The following is a 20081-nucleotide window of genomic DNA, read 5'->3' as shown; positions in this document are numbered from 1 at the left end:
AATTTGTGACAAATTTGTGATAAACTCTAGTTGAAATGGATTGATAGAGGTTTTACATACTAACGACGAATAACAGCATGAACCTCTTGCTTAAGGAGTGAACAGAATGAGTGAACAGCAGGCACGTTTTTGTCGCGAATCGCTTGTCGTAAAAACAAGCCGTGTGTTTCCAATGGATACAAACAATCATGATACATTATTTGGCGGAAAATTGATGAGTTATATTGATGATGTGGCTTCAATTTCTGCCGCACGCCACGGACGCTTTGAAACCGTGACGGCTTCTACAGACTCAGTGGATTTTCTGCGCCCAATCGGGCAACAGCATTCCGTGTGCCTAGAATCTTACGTAACGTGGGCAGGAACGTCTTCAATGGAAGTGTTTGTGAAAGTTATTTCAGAGGAGTTGCGCACAGGGAAACGAGAGCTTGCCGCAACTGCTTTTTTAACGTTTGTCGCATTAGATGACGATGGCAAGCCTGTACGAGTGCCACGTGTCGTCCCAGAGACGGAAGAAGAATTTATGCTTCATGCTTCTGGGGAAGAGCGTGCAATTGAACGAAAAGCGCGTAAAAAACGCAGCCAAAGCTTAGCGAAAAAAATTGGCATTCAAAAGCCCTGGGAATAAAAAAAGAATCCAAACGGATTCTTTTTTTGCTTTATTTGCCGATAAACATCTGTGTCCAGTACGTTGTACCATTACTACCCTTAACAAAACCTACTCCAATAGCAGTGAAGTTTGCACTTAAAATGTTAGCACGGTGACCTGAGCTGTTCATCCAGCTATTCATTACCTCTTCAGGCGTTTGTTGACCTTTAGCGATGTTTTCGCCTGCTGCACGGTACGTAATCCCAAACTGCTTCATCATATCAAATGGTGAACCGTATGTTGGAGATTGATGATCAAAGTAACCCTTTGTCATCATGTCCTTTGATTTTGTACGCGCTACGTCACTTAATTTTGTATCTAGTTGTAGCGGTGAAAGTCCTGCCTTTTTGCGCTCTTGGTTTACTAGAGTAGCAACTTGCTTTTCGAATTCACTTACGTTTGTTGCTTGTGCAGTAGGCTGCGTTTGCTTGACCGGCTGTGTTTGTGTTTGTTTAACCGGTTGCGTTGGTTGTGGCGTTATTTTTTGCGGGACAGAATATGTTCCATAAAATTGATTTAGCCATTTCTCTAAATCATCCATGTTTGTCGCATTGTATGTATACACATACTTCTTTACTGTCGGTTGTGTTTGTGTTGCTGCATCAGCTTGTCCGCCCGCAAACATTGTCGTTGTTGCAAGAGTGGCACCTGCTAAGATAACTCCTAGTTTTTTCATGTGTCATGACCTCCTGTTTTTACGACCCCCACTTATATAATCCATAAATTCTTTTAAACTCTCAATGTGAAAATTATCCCATTTTAACGGTCTCTTTTGACCCATGACTAAAAACCCCTTTATTTGCAAGGGGTTTCAATAGTTTCAAAATTTAATATGTAAATAATGGAATGCTTGTTATTTCTTTTTTTTCTGCTCCATGATTACGTATTTACCCGAATACGTCTTACTCAAAAAAGCAATGCCTTGCTCTTTTTTCTCAAATAGAAAGGCCGAACCCATTTGTTGATTGAACGTCCACCCCTTCTTTTTCATTTCTTCAATAAAGGTAAAATAGTCTTTTCCCTTCATCAGATACGAAATAGGCTTATTTTTCACTTGAACAACCGAATGGTCTCCAGCTTCTATTTTTACCATTCCAATTAAATATGGAAGCGGGTTACCCTCTTGAAATAATTGACGACCGAAAAAGATAAAAAACACAATCAGCACTAATCCTACAACGAGCGTAATTTGCTTTTTCATACGCGCCTCCTAGTAAAAGTTTCCTTCTCTAGTTATGTTCGAACTAAAATAAAAAAAACCTTCTATTTTACTAAAAATGAAGGTTTTCTTTCTGTGCTATTTTATAAAAGCTTGTACATGCAATACTCGTCCACAAATTCTCCGTTAATTAAAAGAGAGGCAACCTTCTCTCCTTCAATTTCAAACCCCATATTTTGATAGAGTCTTAGTGCACGCTCATTGTGTTTCATCACCGTTAATTCCAAGCGTTTTAAGTCTTTGGCTTCTGCCCAATGAATAATCGTCTCAAAAAGTTTCGTGCCAATCTTTTTCCCCTGATGATCGTCTACTACCCCAATTACGATGTAGGCACAGTGACGCTTTCTTTTTAACTGATTCCCCATTCCGAATATGTATCCAATTAGCTCCCCATTTTCCTCGGCTACAAAAGCTGTGGAAAGCTCATCTTTGACAATGCGCTCAATACTTTCTCTTTGCTTCGTCTCCGTTGTTTCTCTTTCTCCACCTTCATATAGCATAAAACCTGTTTCATCCACTTTTTTCAGTAATGAAACAAATGCTGATGCATCATCTGGCTGCAACAAGCGAATATCCATGAAGCTTCCCCCTAGAGTCATTCTTTTTTGATAATTCAATATTATACCACTTCTTTGAAAGAGATTGAATGACCCAAAGGGGGATTTCATTGTAGTATTTTGCTCCTATATCTAGTTATAGGTGTTTTTGATGCATTTCTTACATTTCATCAATGATTGTTACACCTTTGCAAAGATTGTAGTGAAAACTTCAAAAAAAAGCGACGTTATGTAATCGAATAATTTGGTAGGATAGTAATAAGATAATTACTCGCTCAATTACAAAATAAAGGGATGTTTGAAATGAAAACAATGAACTGTTCATCATTTTTAGAAGAAACATTTCCGGATATCCATATTGAAAAACCATTATTTTATCATGCTCCAAATGGCATTCGTTTTCAACTTGGGGACACCGATCAAGCTTGGGATCAAGAATATATGTCAAGGGTGTACAAACGTGCCATTGCTCTATTTGAGGCTCTTCATTCTAGTCGTGATCATGTGATGCTTATTATCCACTTAAACCGTGCAGAAAAGCCCCACAATATGAAAAAAGCTCTCCATACGTTGAAACGTTTTTTACGCAAGAAATCCATTGGACATTCAACTGAAATAATGATTGATAAACAGCAGGATCAGGAGCGAAAGTCTCTTCGTCTTCTTGTTACGTGCCAATTAGCGGATATGAAACATGAATCCTTGCTAAAAGCGATCGCAAATCGAGACTTACAAATCCGTCCGTTCATTGAAGGGGATTGCTATTTTATTAACTTGGAAAAGAAAACGATCTATCATCTCTATGATGATCGAAAACTAGACATCGTCTCCAATAATGAGCAGTCATTGGACCCCTTATATAAAAATTATCAGGACTGGATTCTTGATTACGATACGCGTTCACAATATGATCGAAAATGTTGTCTGTAATGACTAAAAATAAAAGACGGCAAAAGGGAGGAATATGACATTCCTCCCTTTTACTTGCTCCCTACTGTCTTCATCCAGGAATCTGTTAGGCGAACTAATTCGTCCTGCTGCTGTTTCGTTGAGATGGTCGCCTTGCGATCACCCTTTTGCTCTCCGTACCACCCGAACTGCCCATGATTTCCACCTTTTATCGTTTGATACTCCGTATCTGCTGGAAGTAACGACTTTCCATGCTTCCATTTTGATCGATTGATCACACCGTCTTTTTCTGCAAAAACGGATAGTACCGGTAGATCAACGCGCGAAAAATCATTTTTGTTCATTGGATAGGACGCAAACAAAAAGAGCCCTGATAGGTCCTTTTGATGATTATAGGTATATTTTGCTGCTGAAACTCCACCTAGCGAATGTCCTCCAATAAACCACGTACCTACATCTGAATAATCAGCCTGTATATCACTGGCTATATTCGTCCCGAGAAAAGAAATATGAAGCGGAAATTTAGCAATGGTCACAAGATATCCTTTTTTTGCAAGTTCCTGCGCATAGTATCCGTATGACATCGCTTCTACTTTTGCCCCAGGATAAAAAATAATACCCGCCTTCGCATCTCCCTGAGGCAAAAAGGCCACATAATCGTCCCGCTGCACAATATTCTTTTCAGTAACATGTGAATATAGCTTTGACGATGGTTCATACGTAAAGTGTGACCAGACGAAAAAAACAACGGATGCAACAAGGGCCAAAACGATCACAGCCACAGCAAATATACTTGCTATCTTCTGAAAAGTTAACCCTTTCCTTGCTACTCGTTCTGTTTCCATTCATTTATCACCCTATTCAAAGGATTCACCAACAGCTGTTGAGAAGAAAAAGCCTTCTCTCACTTAGTGTAACCTATTTTATTAAAAACCTTCTTATGAGTACGCTTCTTTCCCTACGAATGCAGAGGAAGCGTGATCTCTACCTTTGTTCCGATGTGAAGCTTGCTTTTGATCGTCATATCTCCGTGATGTTCTTTTAGAATCTTCTGGCTAATCATTAAACCTAACCCTGTTCCCTTTTCTTTTGTGCTATAAAAAGGCTCGCCTAAATGTTTAATTCTCTCAGGGGAAATGCCCACCCCTTCATCAATAAAGATAATATGCACTCTATTTTGATGTTGTGCTAGCTGAATCGTCACCGTTCCCCCACTCTCCATTGATTCAATGGAGTTTTTAATAATATTGAGAAAAACCTGCTTCAGCTGGTTTTCATCTGCATAAATCGGTGCAGACTGTATTTGGAAATCTGTATGTATGTGAACGTTGGTGAGCACGCCTTCAATTTCCGCCACCGCCACGATGCTTTTAATAATTTTAATCGCATCTTTTTTCTCAAAAATGATGGCCTGTGGTCTTGCTAACGCTAAAAACTCATTCGTAATAAACTCAATTCGGCTCAGTTCTTCTAACATAATGTGATAAAACGGGAACGGTTCGCCTTGTTCGTTTAACAGCTGTAAAAAGCCTTTTAACGATGTAAGAGGATTTCGAATTTCATGAGCTACCCCCGCTGCTAGCTGACCAATGAGCGCGAGTTGCTTTGATTTTCGCAGCACATCCTCTGTTTTTTTGCGTGCCGTGATGTCTCGCGTTGTGGCAGAGAATCCGACTGCTTTCCCACTTTCGTCGCGAATAGGGCTCATCGTAATACTTGCATCAAATGAGGAGCCGTCTTTTCGATATCTCGTCGTTTCATATCCGTTAATGACGGCACCCGTTTCTAATTCATTCATGAATGTGACGAGCTCGTAATTCTTGTCTCCTTGAAGAAGCGCAATATTTTGTCCTACAATTTCATCCTTCGTCCAGCCGTAGACATGCTGAAACGCTTCGTTTACTCGAAGGATGGTTCCGTCCTTTTTCGCTAATGCAATCGTATCGGACGTATTTTCAAAAAATGATTCTAAAATTTCTTTTGTTTCTATGAGCTCGACTTCCATATGACGCTTTTTCGTCACGTCTTTTGCAATTCCAAATACGCCTTTGATCGCGCCATCTACCACAATAGGCACGTTCGTAATAATTAAAATGAGCTTTTCACCGCTTTTAGAAATAACAAAGGTTTCATATGAACTCGTCTCACCGCTTAATGCTTTCTGAAAATGACGCGTCGTATTACGATAATTCTCTGGCTGTATGAAATCATAAAAGTGATGCTTGACGATCTCTTTTTTTGTAAGCCCACTCAGTTTTTCAGTAGCGGGGTTAATTTCTAAAATATGACCGTTAAGATCTAGCATATAGATGCCTTCTGGGTGATAATTCACGAGTGATTTATAGCGCTGCTCACTCTCCGCTAACTTCATTTCCATCTCTTTACGGGACGTAATGTCTCGTCCAATAATGACTGTTCCTTGCTGGTCACCGTTTTCTGAAAACAAAGCGGAACTAATGATATCAAATATATACTGTTCTCCGTTCACTTCAATAATATGCTCAGCTTGAATCGGTTCTCCTGTTACACGGGCACGTTCATTTTGTCTCGTTAAACTTTCTAGAAGATCCTTATATTTCGGATATAAAGCGGAGAGATCTTCATTTGTTTTTCCTTTATAAAACTGTTGCTCCATTCGCAAAAGTGTCTCAAGCGAATGATTGACATCTAACCAGTTTCCTTCCTGATCTTCTACAATAACAAGATCAGTCATGGAGTTAATTAACGTTTTGAAGCGCTTCTCGACGAGTTCGTCTAAAAATAGCTTTGATTTATCCCGCTCAACAGCTAGACTAACCAAATAGCTACACGTATCAATGACCTCTAATTCAAACTCATCGGGCTCATATGGATGCTCGTAGTACATGGAAAATGTCCCAACGGGCTGATGATCAATTTTAATAGGAGCAGACCATGATGCATGAATGTGGTGATCAAGCGCTATTTTCCGCTGAGGGCCTCTCCATAGTTCATGATCTTCTTGGATATTTGAACAAATGACGATGTCGTTTCGAGCAATAGAGGCACCGCAAGACCCTACAGAAGAACCAATTTGTAGACCATTGATGGCTTGAATAAAGGAAGCCGGAAGAGTTGGAGCAGCCTGCATAACAAGATTCTGACGAATCTCGTCATATAAGAGAACGGAGCAGTGAACCCCACAATCTAATAGCTCCTCTATTTCCATTGAAAGTTCGCTTAAAATGGTTTTAAATAACTTTCCATTTACAATCTTTCTGGCGGTGCGTTGCTTAATATGTAAAAGTGATTCGCGATTTTTACGCGATGTGATGTCGTGTAGTGTAACAAGGAAACAAGCCTCCTCACCGGGTACGTGAATAGGCTGGACCTTCGTGTCAATCCACTTCAATTTACTTTCTAAATGCACCGATCGTATCAAAATTTGCTGCGGTTTTTTTCGGTGGGGCAGTTCGAGTATTTGCTGAAACGCTTCTCGATCCTTGGGATGAATATAGTCATATAATGTCTCGTAAGACGTATATGTACTTGTTTGTAAAGCTTCTTTTGCATATTGATTTTTATGCAAAATACGCCCAGACAAGTCAATAAAAATAATAGGTAATGGAATCATCTCGTACGCTTCTTTATGATCCATTGCACTTGTATTATCTGAGAAAATCATAACTTACTACCTCAGTTCCTCTCCGTCCTAAAAATCACAAAAACCGTCTCTCTTATTCAGTTTTTTTCTACTATAGCACGCTTATCACGCATCTTTTTATTGTCTCAACAATCTCTTGTCATTGTCAATGCTTGTTTTGGAACATTTTTCTTATCCATACCCTATTTTTCACAATCATAATGCAGGTTTCACGTAAAAAACAACACCATATGCTCTTCATCCACATATTTACCGTGAACTTTTAAGGCATTTTTTTCATAGCCAAAAACTGAAAAACCGAGACGCTCATACAAAGACTTCGCTTTTTCATTTGAAGCTGCTACAACGAGCTGTACTTGCTCGACTCGAATGCTCTTCGCCTCACTTAAAATCACTCTCATTAACTGCTCCGCTAGTCCGTTTCCTCGCGCTTCAGGTGCAACGTACACGCCCCATATGGACCCTTTGTGCCGTGTTTTCTCTCCAGTCTCTCGATTAAATCCTACAAACCCTTGAAGAACCCCGTGATCATTACATGCACCTATAATAAAGTGATCATCGTCTTTTGGGAATTCCGCTCTTACAGTTGTTAAATCCAGCTTCTTCGCTTCATAGTAGCTTTGTACAAAACTTATTTCTTCTTCATCTAAAGCGCGAAGACGCAGCTCCCAATAACACTCTATATCTTCATCGCTTAACTTTTTCAGTATCATATGCGCGCTCCCTTCTCTTTTTCATTAGTGTGAAAAAGAAGCGTTCATTTTATCCCGTTGAAACGAAAAACGCCCTTCATCCGTTGAGATAAAGGGCGTTCGTTTTATTGTTTATCATACGTTAATTGAAGTTCATCTTTAATTGGAATTCCATAATACCCCGTAAGCGGGATGGAAGACTTTGTTTCTCTTGCTCGTGTAATGGCACCTACATTAACATGTGTTAATGAAAAATGACGCTTTTGATAAAAGCGGAGGGCATCCAGATTATCATTGGATGTGATGAGCCATATCCGCTCGGCCTCGTGCTGAACGCTTTGCAAGAACGTGCTTAACAGCTGCGTTCCAACTCCTTTATACTTATCAAACGATTGAAGCAATAAAATCTCACATTCATTCTGTTCCATTCGGTAAATGAGGACACCAGAGGGCTGATCTCCTTTTTTAGCTATCCAAGCAGGATATTGGAGTAAATGGTGGGAGACACCCCTCGTGACCATTGTCGTCCCACCCCAGTACTCCTCAAGCACTTGTTCTATCCATTGCTCATCGCTCTTATCCTTTTTCATTACGCTTAACGCACCGTCATAAAAATTCATGATCTCTCCATCCTCTCAGCATATGCTTATCCAACTGATCACGTACTGGTTATGAAAAAAGCATTGGAGAAAGTTCCCCAATGCTTTTTTCATTAAGATGTTTTGTTTGCATCTTTTGCTTTTAAAAGCGTCATACGTTTTTTCAAGTATAAACCTTGTGCCATACCGAAGCAGTTACCTACTACCCAGTAAAGAGCTAGAGCGGATGGTAAAGAAAGTCCGGCAATTAAAACGAAGAGTGGCATAATATACATCGTAATCTTCATTTGTGGCGGCATTTCATCCGTCATGCTGACACGGATTTGTAAGAACGTCGTAATAGCTGCAACGACCGGTAAGATATAATAAGGGTCTGGGTGACCAAGACTGAACCATAAGAAGTCATGCGTTGCAATAACCTTTGTACGACCAATCGCATAATAGAACGCCATGATAATTGGCATTTGAATGAAAATTGGTAAACAACCAGCCACTGGATTGATTTTATATGTTTTATAAAGCTCCATCATTTCTTTTTGTAGCTTTTGTTGTGATTCCATGTCTTTAGATGGATATTTCTCACGAAGTTTTTCCATTTCTGGACGTAACGCTTGCATCGCCATTGTGCTTCGTTGCTGTCTAATGATCAGCGGTAAAAGAACGAGACGAATAATAATTGTAACGATAATAATGGAAAGACCGAAGTTTCCACCCGCAAATTCTGCTACTTTTTGTAACGCGACAGACATTGGATAAACGAAGTATTCGTTCCATACACCTGTGCTGTCTGGTGTAATTGGTTCTTTCATGTTACAGCCCGTCAGGACTAGCAACAGCATACCTACTAATAAAAATAACTTTTTCTTCATTCTCTTTCCTCCAGGTAAAATAGTTCAGTTAAATTTAGATGTATAAGAGAAGGAAAGGATCTTCCTCATCACCGTTAGACTTGCTTCGCTCTTTCACGGGTTTCTTGATAAAAATATATGAAATTCGCGATAAACGTTGCAAAATAAGTGTTGTACAGTTATGTGCCAAGGCTTCTTGCCGAACTTGTACACACTGAGAGTGGACAAAAGAACGACGAGAACCATCGTAGAGGTAATAACCCATTACAAAGATCAAGATCATCGTAATATATGGGATATATAAAATTAAATCATGTGTCAATTCCATGTCACAACTCGCTTTCACTGACAATATCGTCTATCATTGTACCATATCACTTCACATTTTCGATAGAATAATGAAATTTTTTCATAACGTTTTCATTATTTCGCCTTACTTATGTAAAAACATTCGCTATTGACATCATTAATTCCTGTTCGAATTGTACCAAACGAATATTTACAATGCAAAGTTCACTCCTACGTACCCCAATAAAATTTGTGAGTGTTCCAAGTAAAAATAAAAAAAGAGCGTGAATAGTAATATATCCACACTCTTCGCGTCTAAATGTTTACTTTAGTACTACAGTTGCGCTTTCCGTTTTTCCTTTTGCTACGTTCCCACTAGCAATGACGTCAAAAGAAGTTACAACCTCACTATTCGTAATGACTACTGGTGTAATGGTGCTTTTGGCCTTTTGTTTCACTAAGTCCAAATCAAAAGATACAAGTGGATCTCCCACTTTTACATGATCGCCCTGCTTAATGTAGGCTTGAAACCCTTCACCTTCCATTGCGACTGTTTCAAGACCAATATGGATTAAAATTTCTGTTCCTGCCTCTGTTTTAAGACCAATGGCATGCTTCGTGTGAAACAATTGAACAACTTCACCGTCTACAGGAGAAACAACATCTCCTTCTGCTGGTTCAATCGCAAATCCGTCCCCCATCATTTTTTGTGCAAAAACTGGATCTGGAACCTCTTCTAATGAAACAATTTTGCCCGTTAGCGGCGCAATCAACGTGTCTTCTTTCTTTTTTTCTTTTCCAAATAGTTTTTTGAACATCTCTATTCCTCCTAGATTGACCTGATGTTTTTGAAAGTTCATAAAATATTTACATGTTAAATTTAACCACGATTCATGTCGCCTCGCAACGAAAAGCCCCCGCGAACGCTCGTAATGGTTTAAAAACCAACCACTTCATAGTTTTTTGGATTTTGAATGACCATGCAATTTCGCCCAGCTTCCTTTGCTTCATATAATAAATCGTCCGCTTCCTTCACAATTTCCTGAGCCGTTTGATTCACCGTTCCGATTGCAACGCCGAAGCTCATGGTGACAGTGAAGGTATGATCCAGTATCGTTATATTTTGCAAGCTGCTTCCCGCTTCTTTTAAAAGCTCTCTTAATCTATCTTTGCATTTGAGAGGTAGTAAAAGCGAAAACTCTTCTCCCCCGTAGCGAAAGGCTTGACCTTTTGCTAGGTGCCCACAATCTTTTAACACAGCAGCCGCGCGTTTAATAACCTCATCACCTACAACATGCCCATATTGATCATTAATTGCTTTGAAATGGTCTAAGTCACACATAACGAGCAGAAATGGCTTTTTAGCATAAATAGAGTCTTGAAGCTCCTCCTGAAATGCACGGTGATTGGGCAACCCGCTTAAATAATCATGAAGAGCTGCTTCTTGAAACCACATTTTCTCGCTATGATGCTGTCTTTCTCTTGCCACTAGCATACTTCCCAACAAGCCGAGTAAAACCAAAAAACTGAGATTTAAACATAAGAAAAATGTTTTATCGTCATATTGATATTGTTCAAGGTAAAAATAAATAAATACGTATCCACAGATAATGCCTGTAACGCTTATAAAACTACCTCTTTTCCCCCAATAAATGGTTGCATGCATCACAATTAAGTAAGCAACGGGGAAGAAAAAGCTCGTAACCCCACCTGTTAGAATCATAAGCCAGATCGCTGCTACAAAATCAAACAATACGCCCCCATATGTAATCGTGGTAAAAATTCGTCCCTTTTGCTTATACCACCGCAAACACACTTGCGTAATGCTCATATAAATAAGACCCATCCAAAATAAATATGAGAACGCTCTCAATTCGAGTGACAGCATGTGACGGAACGAGGGAATATAAAAAATAATAGCTGCTATAGTAAGGAAAATCCATCGTAACAACGAAAAGAACATTTCGGTTTTATGGTCAGGTCCATATCGAAGCATCATGTTCTCACCTTTTCTTCAATAAAATAATTAACCTGTGTAAGTGCTATTCATAGCAATGCTGCTTTTAAATATGCATTTTGAAACGAACAGACTTTTCAATAGCATTTTACACCTTTTTGCTTATCTTTAATAGATGAAATAGAGCTATTTTTTCAATCGTTTTTCTCTTTTAAAAAGTCAGCCTTTTTTCAATTAAGGATTTTTTTCCACGCGCACATAAAAAAAAGACGACCTTCTAAAAGGCCGCCTTTGTCAATGGATAGTTGAGAAATTAAAATTTGCTTGCAACTGCTTTTGCTTCTGTAACAGCTTTTTCAAAGATCGCTTCCGCTTGTTCAGGAGCAGCAGCCATACCTTCCGTTGCAATAACCGTTACGTCTGTAATACCGAAGAATCCCATTACCGTTTTAAAGAAGCTTTGTGTATGCTCTAATTCAGCAGCAGGGCCTTCAGAATAGATGCCTCCGCGTGCTTCAAGAAGAACTACTTTTTTGTCTCCTACTAAACCAACAGGTCCTTGCTCTGTATATTGGAATGTTTTCCCTGATACCGCTACAGCATCAATGTATGCTTTTAATAACGGTGGGAAACCAAAGTTCCACATTGGAGCAGAAAAAACAACTTTATCAGCTGCTACAAATTGATCCACAAGCTCACCTAAACGACTTACTTTAGCCGCTTCTTCAGCTGATAATTCAGCACCTTCAGCAAGTTTGCCCCATGCGCCTAATACGTCAGCATCGATTAATGGAAGATTAGTAGAGTAAAGATCAAGCATTTCTACTTTATCTGCTGGATGCTCTGTTGAATAAGCATCTAAAAATTGGTTTGCAAGACGTGCTGAAAAAGATGCTTCGTCTGCTTTTGGATTTGCTTTTACATATAATACGTTTGCCATTATATTCATCTCCTAGTTCTTGTTGTAAAATAGTCTTGGTTCGAGATAATAGTTAGTTAACATATATCCTCAATTGAGTTATCTCGATTTCGAAACTTATTATTTCATATATTTTGATAGACGTCAAATACTTTCATCGTCTTCTTGAAAATTCGTTTGAATAACCACGAAATATATGGCACTTACTTGTTGTTATTCCAGCGATTTTCTATCCACTGATAGCCATAAAATACGATAACTAGAAGAGGTCCTACTAAAAAGGGATGCTGAATGATCCGTTTGACGAAAACAGATTGATCCACCGGAATTTTATAGAGCACATAGGCTAAAAGAAGAAAAAAAATGACAAATAGAAAAATTGATGCACTCATATAAAGAAGCGGCGCAAAAAAAGGATGAATGTTTCCCATTATATATGCTCCTATTCCCCCGCCAACTACACCAGCTATAACGCCGTTTACAATGGCTGTAGAGGTTGAATAGATGCCCGTATACCATCCCGTTCCTACACCAACAATAATTCCAATTGAAGCAGCATATTGATATGGCTGGTCCCATAAATAGGAAAGGCAAACACTTGCGAACAATCCATGCGTGAATCCTATTAGGGCTGCAATCATTCTTCCATGTTTTCTTGTCGTGTACGTAGAAAACTTTGCAAGATAATAGTTGATTAGACAAGCAAAGGACAGTAAAATAAGTACGATAATCAGCTCTTGTTTCAACATGGGTTCTCCTCTCCTACTCTTTCTTACTAGTTAATTTATATGCAACATTTACTAGATTTAGTCCTTTTTAACGAATATTCATAGTTATCATTGGTAAAATGCCAATATTATATATAAAATTGTTAAGTACAGACTATTTATGTTCGAGAGGGATTCCTGTATAATAAGTAGCTGTATTTGTTTTAAAACTGAAGGCTGTTAGGTGAGAAAATGGGTAATAATAACAACATTAGTAGATTTGATTGGAACTTAGCATTCATCCTCTTTTTGTTCTTTTGTGTAAGCTGTACGGCAATATATAGCGCTCAACATTTAGGACAATATGATGAAAACTTTGTCGTGAAACAAATTGTTTGGTATATCGTAGGAGCAGCAATTGCTGGAGGAGTAATGCTTTTAGATTCCGATCAGCTTCAAAAGCTGTCCTGGTATATGTATGGGCTTGGACTTTTGATTTTGACGTTTCTAATCGTAGCACCAGATTCAATTGCACACGAAGTGAACGGTGCAAAAAGCTGGTTCCAACTTCCTGGAATTGGTTCCCTGCAACCGTCAGAATTTATGAAAGTGTTTTTAATTATTGCGCTTAGTAACGTCATTGTGAAACACAATGAAAAATACCGAATTCGCTCGTTCCGAGAAGATATTTTGTTACTATTTAAGCTTGGATTAACGCTGTTAGTTCCGTGGTTGCTCGTCATGCAGCAGCCGGATTTAGGAACCGGGCTTGTAATGATTGCCATCTTCACAGGAATGGTATTCGTTTCGGGAATTTCGTGGAAAATTATTGTGCCGATTTTTTCATCCATCGCTGCTTTAGGCGTAGGAATTCTATCTCTCGTTGTTTATTTTCCTTCCTTTGTTAAAAATGTGTTGGGATTAAAAACATATCAATTAGGGCGAATTTATTCGTGGGTAGACCCTTACAACTATAGCGGATCAGATGGCTATCACTTAATTAAATCCCTTAATGCAATCGGTTCTGGTATGGTTAACGGCAGAGGGTTTACAAAAGGCATGGTATACCTCCCTGAAGGGCATACAGACTTCATCTTCGCTGTAATTGGCGAAGAGTTTGGGTTTATCGGTGGAAGTGTCGTTATCAGTCTGTTCTTTGTGCTTGTCTATTACTTAATTAAACTTGGACTCGAAACGCGTAACGAATTCAATTCATACTTATGTACGGGCGTTATTGCTCTTGTTTCGTTCCACGTATTCCAGAATATTGGGATGACCATTCAAGTTCTTCCAATTACGGGAATTCCTCTTCCATTTGTTTCATATGGGGGAAGCTCACTAATGGGAAATATGTTTGCAATGGGACTCATATTCGGCGTTTCGTTTCACTACAAGCGTTATATGTTCGGTTCAGAATAAGAGTAATGATTACCACAAAAAAACCACGCAAATGCGTGGTTTTTTTGTGGCGTTATTCTCGATCCAGCTGAATGTCATTTTCGCTTTCAACAATTACGTCAAAATGCCCTTTTTCTTCGAGCTTGCGCTGTGCCTCCATCGCTTCTTCTTCTGTTCCAAAGACAGGACCATCAAATACGCGTTCTCTCGTTTCACGATCTGTATATTGTACGACAAATGCTTTCATCACCTATTACCTCCATAAAACGTTATGTTAATAGTGGTGTACCCCTTTTTCACATTTGTTAATCCAATCTGTTTTTACTTACTCGATAGACGTCCACAGCTCTTCAGGATTCACTTCGTATATACCATTTTCACGGTACATCATGTTGCTCATAATAAACTCGCGTCGAATAGTCGCATAGTCATCATGAAATCGTTTAATGTGTTCATTAATTTCTTTTTCCTCATATTTTCGTCCTTTTTCAAAGCTTCTCATCATGTACCGTAAAATAATTTGTTTTTTCTTACGCTGTGCGGGAATTGTTTTTAGACGTCCGTCTCCTTGTAAGAAGTTTTGCACAATCAGCTCGTATTCCCCTTGTTTTGATTTGGTCAATTTCCCCTCTTCCCCTTCCATAATCATTTTTAGAAGCGCGTTTGAACTGAATTCCAATGACTTTTTATCCAAATAAAAGTAAATGGTATTTCCTTCTCGCCTCTGATAAATGGCTCCGATTTCCTTTAATTTGTTCATGTGATGTGTAATTGTCGGAGCCGTCAATCCTAGTTTCCCTGCAATCGCCTGACCGTGAAGAGGTCCATTTGTCAGCAACATTAAAATACGAATACGTGTCGTGTCTCCCATTGTTTTGTGAAAAGCGACTAATCGGTTTAACTGCATGTTATTCTCCTTCATTAGACTATTATCTAATTAGATAATAGTCTAATAACCAAAAATATGCAATTGATTTCCATAAAAAAAATGTGAGCCAGATTAGGCTCACATTTTTACACTTCGACATTCTCACTGTTTTTTTCTTCTAAAGCTGGATCATGCGTTGCTTCGATCCACTTTATATGATGACCATCTAGCTCTTTAATTTTGAAACGATAGCTTCCTGCGGTCAAACTATCTCCCTCTTGAATTTCAAACTCTTCTGAGAGAATCCAGCCGCCAATCGTGTCCATTTCGGTATCATCGATTTCAAGGTCAAACAGATCATTAACCTCTGAGATCAGAACCTTTCCATCTAACAGCGTTTTGTTTTCATTAATCTTTTGAATTTCAGCTTGTTCATCCGTATCGAATTCATCTCGAATGTCACCGACGATTTCTTCTAGGATATCCTCTACCGTTACAAGACCTGCCGTTCCACCGTACTCATCGACTAACACAGCCATATGAGTACGTTCCTTTTGCATTTTAATCAATAAGTCATGAATCGCAATCGTTTCAATGACTTGAATCACTGGACGAACATAATCATGAATGGAATGATCTTTTTTGACCCCGTTCATTACCAGGTCTGTATAAATTTCTTTCATATTCACTAATCCGATTACGTGGTCTTTATCCCCTTCAATAACGGGATAGCGAGTAAACTTCTCCTCGCGAATCACTTCAATGTTTTCACGGATCGTTTTTTCTTGATCGAGGGCAATAATCTCTTTTCTGGGCACCATAATTTCTTTTGCAAGGCGCTCGTCGAATTCAAAAATGTTATTCACGTATTTAAATTCTGACTGATTAATTTCCCCACTTTTAAAGCTTTCCGACAGAATGAGTCGAAGCTCTTCTTCTGTATGCGCTAGATCATGTTCACTAGCCGCTTCTAAACCAAATGTTTTTGTTACGCCACGCGCAGACGTGTTCAACAACCAAATAAATGGATATGTGACCTTATAAAATAAAATTAACGGCTGTGCCGTTAGCAGACTGATTTTTTCTGCCTTTTGAATGGCAAATGATTTCGGTGCTAATTCCCCTACCACAACGTGAATAAACGTAATCACTGCAAAAGCAATAATAAACGAAATAATGCCTGAAACAGAAGCAGGTAAACCTAGTTTTGTTAAAAGGGGATGAACTATTTCATCTACCGTTGGTTCACCAAGCCACCCTAGTCCAAGAGACGTAAGCGTAATACCTAGCTGACAAGCCGACAGATATTCATCTAAATTGTCTACCATTCGTTTAGCGGCTATAGCCCGCTTACTTCCCTCACCGATGAGCTGGTCTAATCTTGATGATCGTACCTTTACAATTGCAAACTCAGACGCCACAAAAAAACCTGAGATGGCGATTAATACTGCAATCATAATTAATTTAAAAACTTCCAATTTGGCTCCGTAACAAACGTACGGATTACACCTCCTGATTAATACAAAATCACGCCTATGTATTAAAGAACATACACAGTTTTACTAAAAAGCCATTATACGCGAGCTCCGTTACAAGGTCAAAAAATGACCTAATCGGTATTCTACTACAAATAAGTCTTTTTGTGAAAGAGTTACCCTTTGCAACAGTTTTAAAAACCTCGCCTAAATGCATGCACAAGTAAAAAACTACTGAGAAATCTCTCAGCAGTTTCTTTTTTATTTCATATTTAATGCTGCTTCTAATGCCACTTCAATCATTTCATTGAACGTCGTTTGACGCTCTTCAGAAGTCGTTTCTTCGCCTGTTAGAATATGATCGCTTACCGTTAGCACAGATAATGCACGACGACCGTACTTAGACGCTAACGTGTAAAGGGCCGTTGTTTCCATTTCTACCGCTAACACACCGTGATTAGCTAACTTTTCTAGATCGCCGTAATCATTGTAGAATTGGTCCGCAGTGAAAACGCTCCCTACTTTTAAGTTAAGACCTTTTTCAGTACCTGCATCATATGCACTTTTCAATAACGTAAAGTCTGCTGTTGGTGCATAGTCGATCGGTCCAAATGCCACGCGGTTCATTTGAGAATCTGTTGAAGACGTCATCGCTAAAATTACGTCGCGCACCTTTACGTCTTTTTGAATAGCGCCGCACGTTCCGACACGAATCAAGTTTTGTACGTTATATTCACGCATTAACTCATTGACATAGATTGAAATGGACGGAACACCCATACCCGTTCCCTGAACTGATACACGCTTCCCTTTGTATGTACCTGTAAAACCTAACATTCCACGAACTTCGTTATAGCATGTAACATCTTCTAAAAACGTTTCTGCAATATATTTTGCGCGTAATGGATCTCCTGGAAGTAAAATCGTTTCCGCAATCTCATTCGCTTTTGCCCCAATATGTACGCTCATTTTATTCCTCCTAATTATGTTCATGACATCTGCCTCAAGGACAGCCTTATTATAACCTAAAACAGGGAGCTATGCCACTGTTAGGAGGCGCTTTCACTTTCCTATTCTTTGTACATACACCTGCTTATCAAGGGCAAGCTATTAAAGATTAACCAAATAGTATAAAGGGGGAATTGCAATGGGAAAGAAACATCGCAATCGGATTAATTCACCGAAAAAGAATAATCATACGCCACCAGAGGCAATTGTAGCTGAGCATGAAGCACACGGGGATGAATACACAGCAGCAAAGCGTAAAAATGGCCCTGGTCATAACCATAACCAGTACACAAGTTAAAACCCTTGGATATCCAAGGGTTTTTCTAACGAATATGTGCGCGATTAACGGGCTGCCATCCTCCAGCCCATAGCTTGTAATAATGCTTTCCTCCTGTTCCTTCATCAATCATTAGCACGTCCCCTGTACTAACGAAACGGGCCTTGAAATCCCTTGGAAGAGTGTCTGCCACATTAAATGTGCGAAAGATGTGGAGCATGGCTTCATCATGATTACCAGCCGCAAGAGTCAAACGATATACTTGTCGATATCCTTTTTCTTCGCCCTTTCTCGGTGTTTGCATAATCGTCACATCGTATTCAAACGTACGCTTAATCATTTTTTTTACTTTCAACCATGTATTCACCATCTTCTAAACCTCTCCTTTGCTCTTAATCAATAAAACATATTTATACTGTATATTATTCAAGGTGAGATTTTCAAAATCCTTTCTCTAATTCTCAGTATTTTTGTCGAAATATTCAAAATTTTAAATAAAAAGAGAGAGCACCGAAAGAATCGGTACTCTCCCTATCTTCATCTAGAAGTTAGCGCATATTCACCCATACGCTTTTTACTTCCGTATAATTATCTAACGCATAACTTCCCATCTCACGGCCGATACCCGATTGCTTAAATCCACCAAACGGTGAAGCGGCATCAAATACGTTATAACAGTTCACCCATACCGTACCTGCTCTTAGCTTAGAGGCGATGTAATGAGCTTTTTTCACGTTTTCTGTCCATACACCTGCCGCTAATCCATAGGCGGTTTTGTTAGCACGATCGACCAAATCATCTAAGTCTTCAAACGGTAGTGCCGATACGACTGGACCGAAAATTTCTTCTTGTGCAATTTTCATATCATCATTTACGTTGGCAAAAATAGTAGGTGAAACGAAGTATCCTCTGTCGTAAGGGCTATTTCCTCCCGTTAACAGTTCTGCTCCCTGCTCTTTCCCACTATCAATGTAGCTCATAACGCGTTTTTGCTGCTCCTCAGATACGAGAGGACCCATTTCCACTCCGTCTTCTAGACCGTTTCCTTGCTTGATTTTGCGCGCGTGCGTAACGAGATCTGCTACAACGTTATCATACAGCTTTTTCTGAATAAAAAGGCGAGATCCCGCACTACATACTTGACCCTGATTGAACATAATTCCACTTAGCGCTCCAGGGATCGCACGAGATAAATCCGCATCAGGAAGGATAATATTCGGTGATTTACCGCCAAGCTCTAACGTTACTCGTTTTAACGTCTGGCTTGCCTGGTTCATAATGAGCTTTCCGACTTCCGTTGAACCCGTGAAGGCAATTTTATCAACATCAGGATGTTTGACGAGTGCTTGTCCTGTCGATTCTCCGTATCCAGTTAGGACGTTCACTACTCCGCTTGGGAAGCCAGCTTCTTGAATTAGTTTTGCTAGATATAGAGCTGAAAGCGGCGTTTGCTCTGCCGGCTTAAGTACAACCGTACATCCTGTTGCTAACGCTGCTCCAAGCTTCCAAGCAGCCATCAGTAACGGGAAGTTCCACGGAATAATTTGGGCTACTACCCCGACTGCTTCATGTCTTGTATAGTTAAAGTACGGACCGCTAACTGGAATCGTTTGTCCAGTAATTTTCGTTGCCCACCCCGCAAAATATCGGAAGTGCTCAGCGGTTAGCGGTACGTCTACATTGCGTGTTTCTGCTAACGGTTTTCCGTTATCCAGCGTTTCTAATTGAGCTAATTCTTCTTTATGCTCCTCAATTAAATCAGCTAGTTTATAAATTAAGCGGCTGCGATCTGATGCGCTCATCTTCGACCATTCGCCTTTTTCAAACGCGTGTCTTGCCGCTTTTACTGCCTTGTCTACATCATGTTCGTTCGCATCATACACATGAGCCAACGTCTCACCTGTTGCGGGGTTGTACGTTGGGAACGTTTTGTCGCTAGTGGACGAAATAAATTCTCCGTTTACAAATAGTTTCTTCGGCTCTTTCAAGTAGGACTCTAGCTGCTTGTTCGATTTGGATTCTTTTAGCATCTACAACCTCTCCTTTTAACCTATCTTTTTTGTTAACGCTTACAAAGAATGATGTAGCA

The 20081-nt window shown here is 39.5% G+C and carries 22 protein-coding genes; 4 read left to right on the top strand and 18 right to left on the bottom strand.

The window, feature by feature from the left end; genetic code table 11:
- Positions 1-106 precede the first annotated feature (106 nt).
- Complete coding sequence (locus AMD01_RS03650) at positions 107-628, top strand: acyl-CoA thioesterase (protein ID WP_053400014.1); 522 nt, start codon at positions 107-109, stop codon at positions 626-628.
- 31 nt (positions 629-659) lie between these two features.
- Here AMD01_RS03650 and AMD01_RS03645 read toward each other — a convergent pair whose 3' ends face one another.
- The 3 genes from AMD01_RS03645 to AMD01_RS03635 all read right to left on the bottom strand — a co-directional run bounded on the left by AMD01_RS03645 (position 660) and on the right by AMD01_RS03635 (position 2446).
- On the bottom strand, positions 660-1325 hold the full coding sequence (locus AMD01_RS03645) for a CAP domain-containing protein (protein WP_053400013.1): 666 nt from the start codon (positions 1323-1325) through the stop codon (positions 660-662).
- 177 nt (positions 1326-1502) lie between these two features.
- Positions 1503-1850: a hypothetical protein gene (locus AMD01_RS03640; protein WP_053400012.1), complete on the bottom strand. Its 348-nt coding sequence runs from the start codon at positions 1848-1850 to the stop codon at positions 1503-1505.
- Between the two features lie 101 nt (positions 1851-1951).
- Positions 1952-2446, bottom strand: coding sequence for a GNAT family N-acetyltransferase (locus tag AMD01_RS03635; RefSeq protein WP_053400011.1), 495 nt, complete (start codon positions 2444-2446; stop codon positions 1952-1954).
- 282 nt (positions 2447-2728) lie between these two features.
- Here AMD01_RS03635 and AMD01_RS03630 point away from each other — a divergent pair, with 282 nt between their 5' ends.
- On the top strand, positions 2729-3355 hold the full coding sequence (locus AMD01_RS03630) for a DUF3885 domain-containing protein (protein WP_053400010.1): 627 nt from the start codon (positions 2729-2731) through the stop codon (positions 3353-3355).
- Positions 3356-3405: 50 nt separating this feature from the next.
- Here the strand turns inward: AMD01_RS03630 and AMD01_RS03625 are convergent, their stop codons facing one another.
- The 9 genes from AMD01_RS03625 to AMD01_RS03585 all read right to left on the bottom strand — a co-directional run bounded on the left by AMD01_RS03625 (position 3406) and on the right by AMD01_RS03585 (position 13008).
- Positions 3406-4179, bottom strand: coding sequence for an alpha/beta hydrolase (locus AMD01_RS03625; RefSeq protein WP_157052592.1), 774 nt, complete (start codon positions 4177-4179; stop codon positions 3406-3408).
- 113 nt (positions 4180-4292) lie between these two features.
- Entirely contained in the window at positions 4293-6977 is a 2685-nt protein-coding gene (locus AMD01_RS03620; protein ID WP_053400009.1) for a PAS domain S-box protein, read from the bottom strand.
- A gap of 188 nt (positions 6978-7165) precedes the next feature.
- Entirely contained in the window at positions 7166-7669 is a 504-nt protein-coding gene (locus AMD01_RS03615) for a GNAT family N-acetyltransferase (RefSeq protein WP_053400008.1), read from the bottom strand.
- 104 nt (positions 7670-7773) lie between these two features.
- Positions 7774-8268, bottom strand: a complete 495-nt coding sequence (locus AMD01_RS03610; RefSeq protein WP_053400007.1) for a GNAT family N-acetyltransferase — start codon at positions 8266-8268, stop codon at positions 7774-7776.
- Between the two features lie 92 nt (positions 8269-8360).
- Entirely contained in the window at positions 8361-9116 is a 756-nt protein-coding gene (gene yidC, locus AMD01_RS03605; protein WP_053400006.1) for a membrane protein insertase YidC, read from the bottom strand.
- Between the two features lie 590 nt (positions 9117-9706).
- A complete protein-coding gene (locus AMD01_RS03600; protein ID WP_053400005.1) occupies positions 9707-10201 on the bottom strand; it encodes a PTS sugar transporter subunit IIA in 495 nt (164 codons plus the stop codon).
- A gap of 119 nt (positions 10202-10320) precedes the next feature.
- Positions 10321-11382, bottom strand: coding sequence for a GGDEF domain-containing protein (locus tag AMD01_RS03595; RefSeq protein ID WP_083446403.1), 1062 nt, complete (start codon positions 11380-11382; stop codon positions 10321-10323).
- 271 nt (positions 11383-11653) lie between these two features.
- The gene (locus tag AMD01_RS03590) at positions 11654-12280 is read right to left on the bottom strand and encodes an FMN-dependent NADH-azoreductase (protein ID WP_053400003.1); all 627 of its coding nucleotides are present in this window, start codon (positions 12278-12280) and stop codon (positions 11654-11656) included.
- 182 nt (positions 12281-12462) lie between these two features.
- On the bottom strand, positions 12463-13008 hold the full coding sequence (locus AMD01_RS03585) for a hypothetical protein (RefSeq protein ID WP_053400002.1): 546 nt from the start codon (positions 13006-13008) through the stop codon (positions 12463-12465).
- A gap of 210 nt (positions 13009-13218) precedes the next feature.
- On the opposite strand from AMD01_RS03585, the gene AMD01_RS03580 reads away from it, so the two are divergent.
- Positions 13219-14385 carry an FtsW/RodA/SpoVE family cell cycle protein gene (locus AMD01_RS03580; protein ID WP_053400001.1) on the top strand — a complete coding sequence of 389 codons (1167 nt, stop codon included), beginning with the start codon at positions 13219-13221 and terminating at the stop codon, positions 14383-14385.
- A 52-nt stretch (positions 14386-14437) separates the two neighbouring features.
- Here the strand turns inward: AMD01_RS03580 and AMD01_RS23880 are convergent, their stop codons facing one another.
- The 4 genes from AMD01_RS23880 to deoD all read right to left on the bottom strand — a co-directional run bounded on the left by AMD01_RS23880 (position 14438) and on the right by deoD (position 17676).
- Entirely contained in the window at positions 14438-14611 is a 174-nt protein-coding gene (locus AMD01_RS23880) for a hypothetical protein (protein ID WP_157052591.1), read from the bottom strand.
- Positions 14612-14689: 78 nt separating this feature from the next.
- Positions 14690-15271, bottom strand: coding sequence for a DUF2087 domain-containing protein (locus tag AMD01_RS03575; RefSeq protein WP_053400000.1), 582 nt, complete (start codon positions 15269-15271; stop codon positions 14690-14692).
- Between the two features lie 107 nt (positions 15272-15378).
- Positions 15379-16710 carry a hemolysin family protein gene (locus AMD01_RS03570; RefSeq protein WP_053399999.1) on the bottom strand — a complete coding sequence of 444 codons (1332 nt, stop codon included), beginning with the start codon at positions 16708-16710 and terminating at the stop codon, positions 15379-15381.
- 258 nt (positions 16711-16968) lie between these two features.
- A complete protein-coding gene (gene deoD, locus AMD01_RS03565) occupies positions 16969-17676 on the bottom strand; it encodes a purine-nucleoside phosphorylase (protein ID WP_053399998.1) in 708 nt (235 codons plus the stop codon).
- Between the two features lie 178 nt (positions 17677-17854).
- On the opposite strand from deoD, the gene AMD01_RS24415 reads away from it, so the two are divergent.
- The gene (locus AMD01_RS24415) at positions 17855-18013 is read left to right on the top strand and encodes a hypothetical protein (RefSeq protein ID WP_169775927.1); all 159 of its coding nucleotides are present in this window, start codon (positions 17855-17857) and stop codon (positions 18011-18013) included.
- A gap of 25 nt (positions 18014-18038) precedes the next feature.
- On the opposite strand, the gene AMD01_RS03560 is transcribed toward AMD01_RS24415, so the two are convergent.
- Positions 18039-18362 carry a YodL domain-containing protein gene (locus AMD01_RS03560; RefSeq protein ID WP_053399997.1) on the bottom strand — a complete coding sequence of 108 codons (324 nt, stop codon included), beginning with the start codon at positions 18360-18362 and terminating at the stop codon, positions 18039-18041.
- A gap of 178 nt (positions 18363-18540) precedes the next feature.
- The gene (locus AMD01_RS03555) at positions 18541-20022 is read right to left on the bottom strand and encodes an aldehyde dehydrogenase family protein (RefSeq protein WP_053399996.1); all 1482 of its coding nucleotides are present in this window, start codon (positions 20020-20022) and stop codon (positions 18541-18543) included.
- Positions 20023-20081 lie beyond the last annotated feature (59 nt).

Origin of the sequence: Priestia koreensis, from assembly GCF_001274935.1 — a bacterium.
Classification (GTDB): domain Bacteria; phylum Bacillota; class Bacilli; order Bacillales; family Bacillaceae_H; genus Bacillus_AG; species Bacillus_AG koreensis.
This window is presented reverse-complemented; position numbering and strand designations above follow the sequence as displayed.

Excerpts from the sequence above, each read along its gene's own strand:
- AMD01_RS03635 (WP_053400011.1), bottom strand. The coding sequence starts at position 2,446 with ATGGATATTCGCTTGTTGCAGCCAGATGATGCATCAGCATTTGTTTCA.
- AMD01_RS03590 (WP_053400003.1), bottom strand. The coding sequence starts at position 12,280 with ATGGCAAACGTATTATATGTAAAAGCAAATCCAAAAGCAGACGAAGCA.
- deoD (WP_053399998.1), bottom strand. The coding sequence starts at position 17,676 with ATGAGCGTACATATTGGGGCAAAAGCGAATGAGATTGCGGAAACGATT.
- AMD01_RS03650 (WP_053400014.1), top strand. The coding sequence starts at position 107 with ATGAGTGAACAGCAGGCACGTTTTTGTCGCGAATCGCTTGTCGTAAAA.
- AMD01_RS03645 (WP_053400013.1), bottom strand. The coding sequence starts at position 1,325 with ATGAAAAAACTAGGAGTTATCTTAGCAGGTGCCACTCTTGCAACAACG.
- AMD01_RS03560 (WP_053399997.1), bottom strand. The coding sequence starts at position 18,362 with ATGGTGAATACATGGTTGAAAGTAAAAAAAATGATTAAGCGTACGTTT.
- AMD01_RS03555 (WP_053399996.1), bottom strand. The coding sequence starts at position 20,022 with ATGCTAAAAGAATCCAAATCGAACAAGCAGCTAGAGTCCTACTTGAAA.
- AMD01_RS03640 (WP_053400012.1), bottom strand. The coding sequence starts at position 1,850 with ATGAAAAAGCAAATTACGCTCGTTGTAGGATTAGTGCTGATTGTGTTT.
- AMD01_RS23880 (WP_157052591.1), bottom strand. The coding sequence starts at position 14,611 with ATGAAAGCATTTGTCGTACAATATACAGATCGTGAAACGAGAGAACGC.
- AMD01_RS03600 (WP_053400005.1), bottom strand. The coding sequence starts at position 10,201 with ATGTTCAAAAAACTATTTGGAAAAGAAAAAAAGAAAGAAGACACGTTG.
- AMD01_RS03595 (WP_083446403.1), bottom strand. The coding sequence starts at position 11,382 with ATGATGCTTCGATATGGACCTGACCATAAAACCGAAATGTTCTTTTCG.
- AMD01_RS03585 (WP_053400002.1), bottom strand. The coding sequence starts at position 13,008 with ATGTTGAAACAAGAGCTGATTATCGTACTTATTTTACTGTCCTTTGCT.
- AMD01_RS03625 (WP_157052592.1), bottom strand. The coding sequence starts at position 4,179 with ATGGAAACAGAACGAGTAGCAAGGAAAGGGTTAACTTTTCAGAAGATA.
- AMD01_RS03580 (WP_053400001.1), top strand. The coding sequence starts at position 13,219 with ATGGGTAATAATAACAACATTAGTAGATTTGATTGGAACTTAGCATTC.
- yidC (WP_053400006.1), bottom strand. The coding sequence starts at position 9,116 with ATGAAGAAAAAGTTATTTTTATTAGTAGGTATGCTGTTGCTAGTCCTG.
- AMD01_RS03575 (WP_053400000.1), bottom strand. The coding sequence starts at position 15,271 with ATGCAGTTAAACCGATTAGTCGCTTTTCACAAAACAATGGGAGACACG.
- AMD01_RS03615 (WP_053400008.1), bottom strand. The coding sequence starts at position 7,669 with ATGATACTGAAAAAGTTAAGCGATGAAGATATAGAGTGTTATTGGGAG.
- AMD01_RS03620 (WP_053400009.1), bottom strand. The coding sequence starts at position 6,977 with ATGATTTTCTCAGATAATACAAGTGCAATGGATCATAAAGAAGCGTAC.
- AMD01_RS03610 (WP_053400007.1), bottom strand. The coding sequence starts at position 8,268 with ATGAATTTTTATGACGGTGCGTTAAGCGTAATGAAAAAGGATAAGAGC.
- AMD01_RS03630 (WP_053400010.1), top strand. The coding sequence starts at position 2,729 with ATGAAAACAATGAACTGTTCATCATTTTTAGAAGAAACATTTCCGGAT.
- AMD01_RS24415 (WP_169775927.1), top strand. The coding sequence starts at position 17,855 with ATGGGAAAGAAACATCGCAATCGGATTAATTCACCGAAAAAGAATAAT.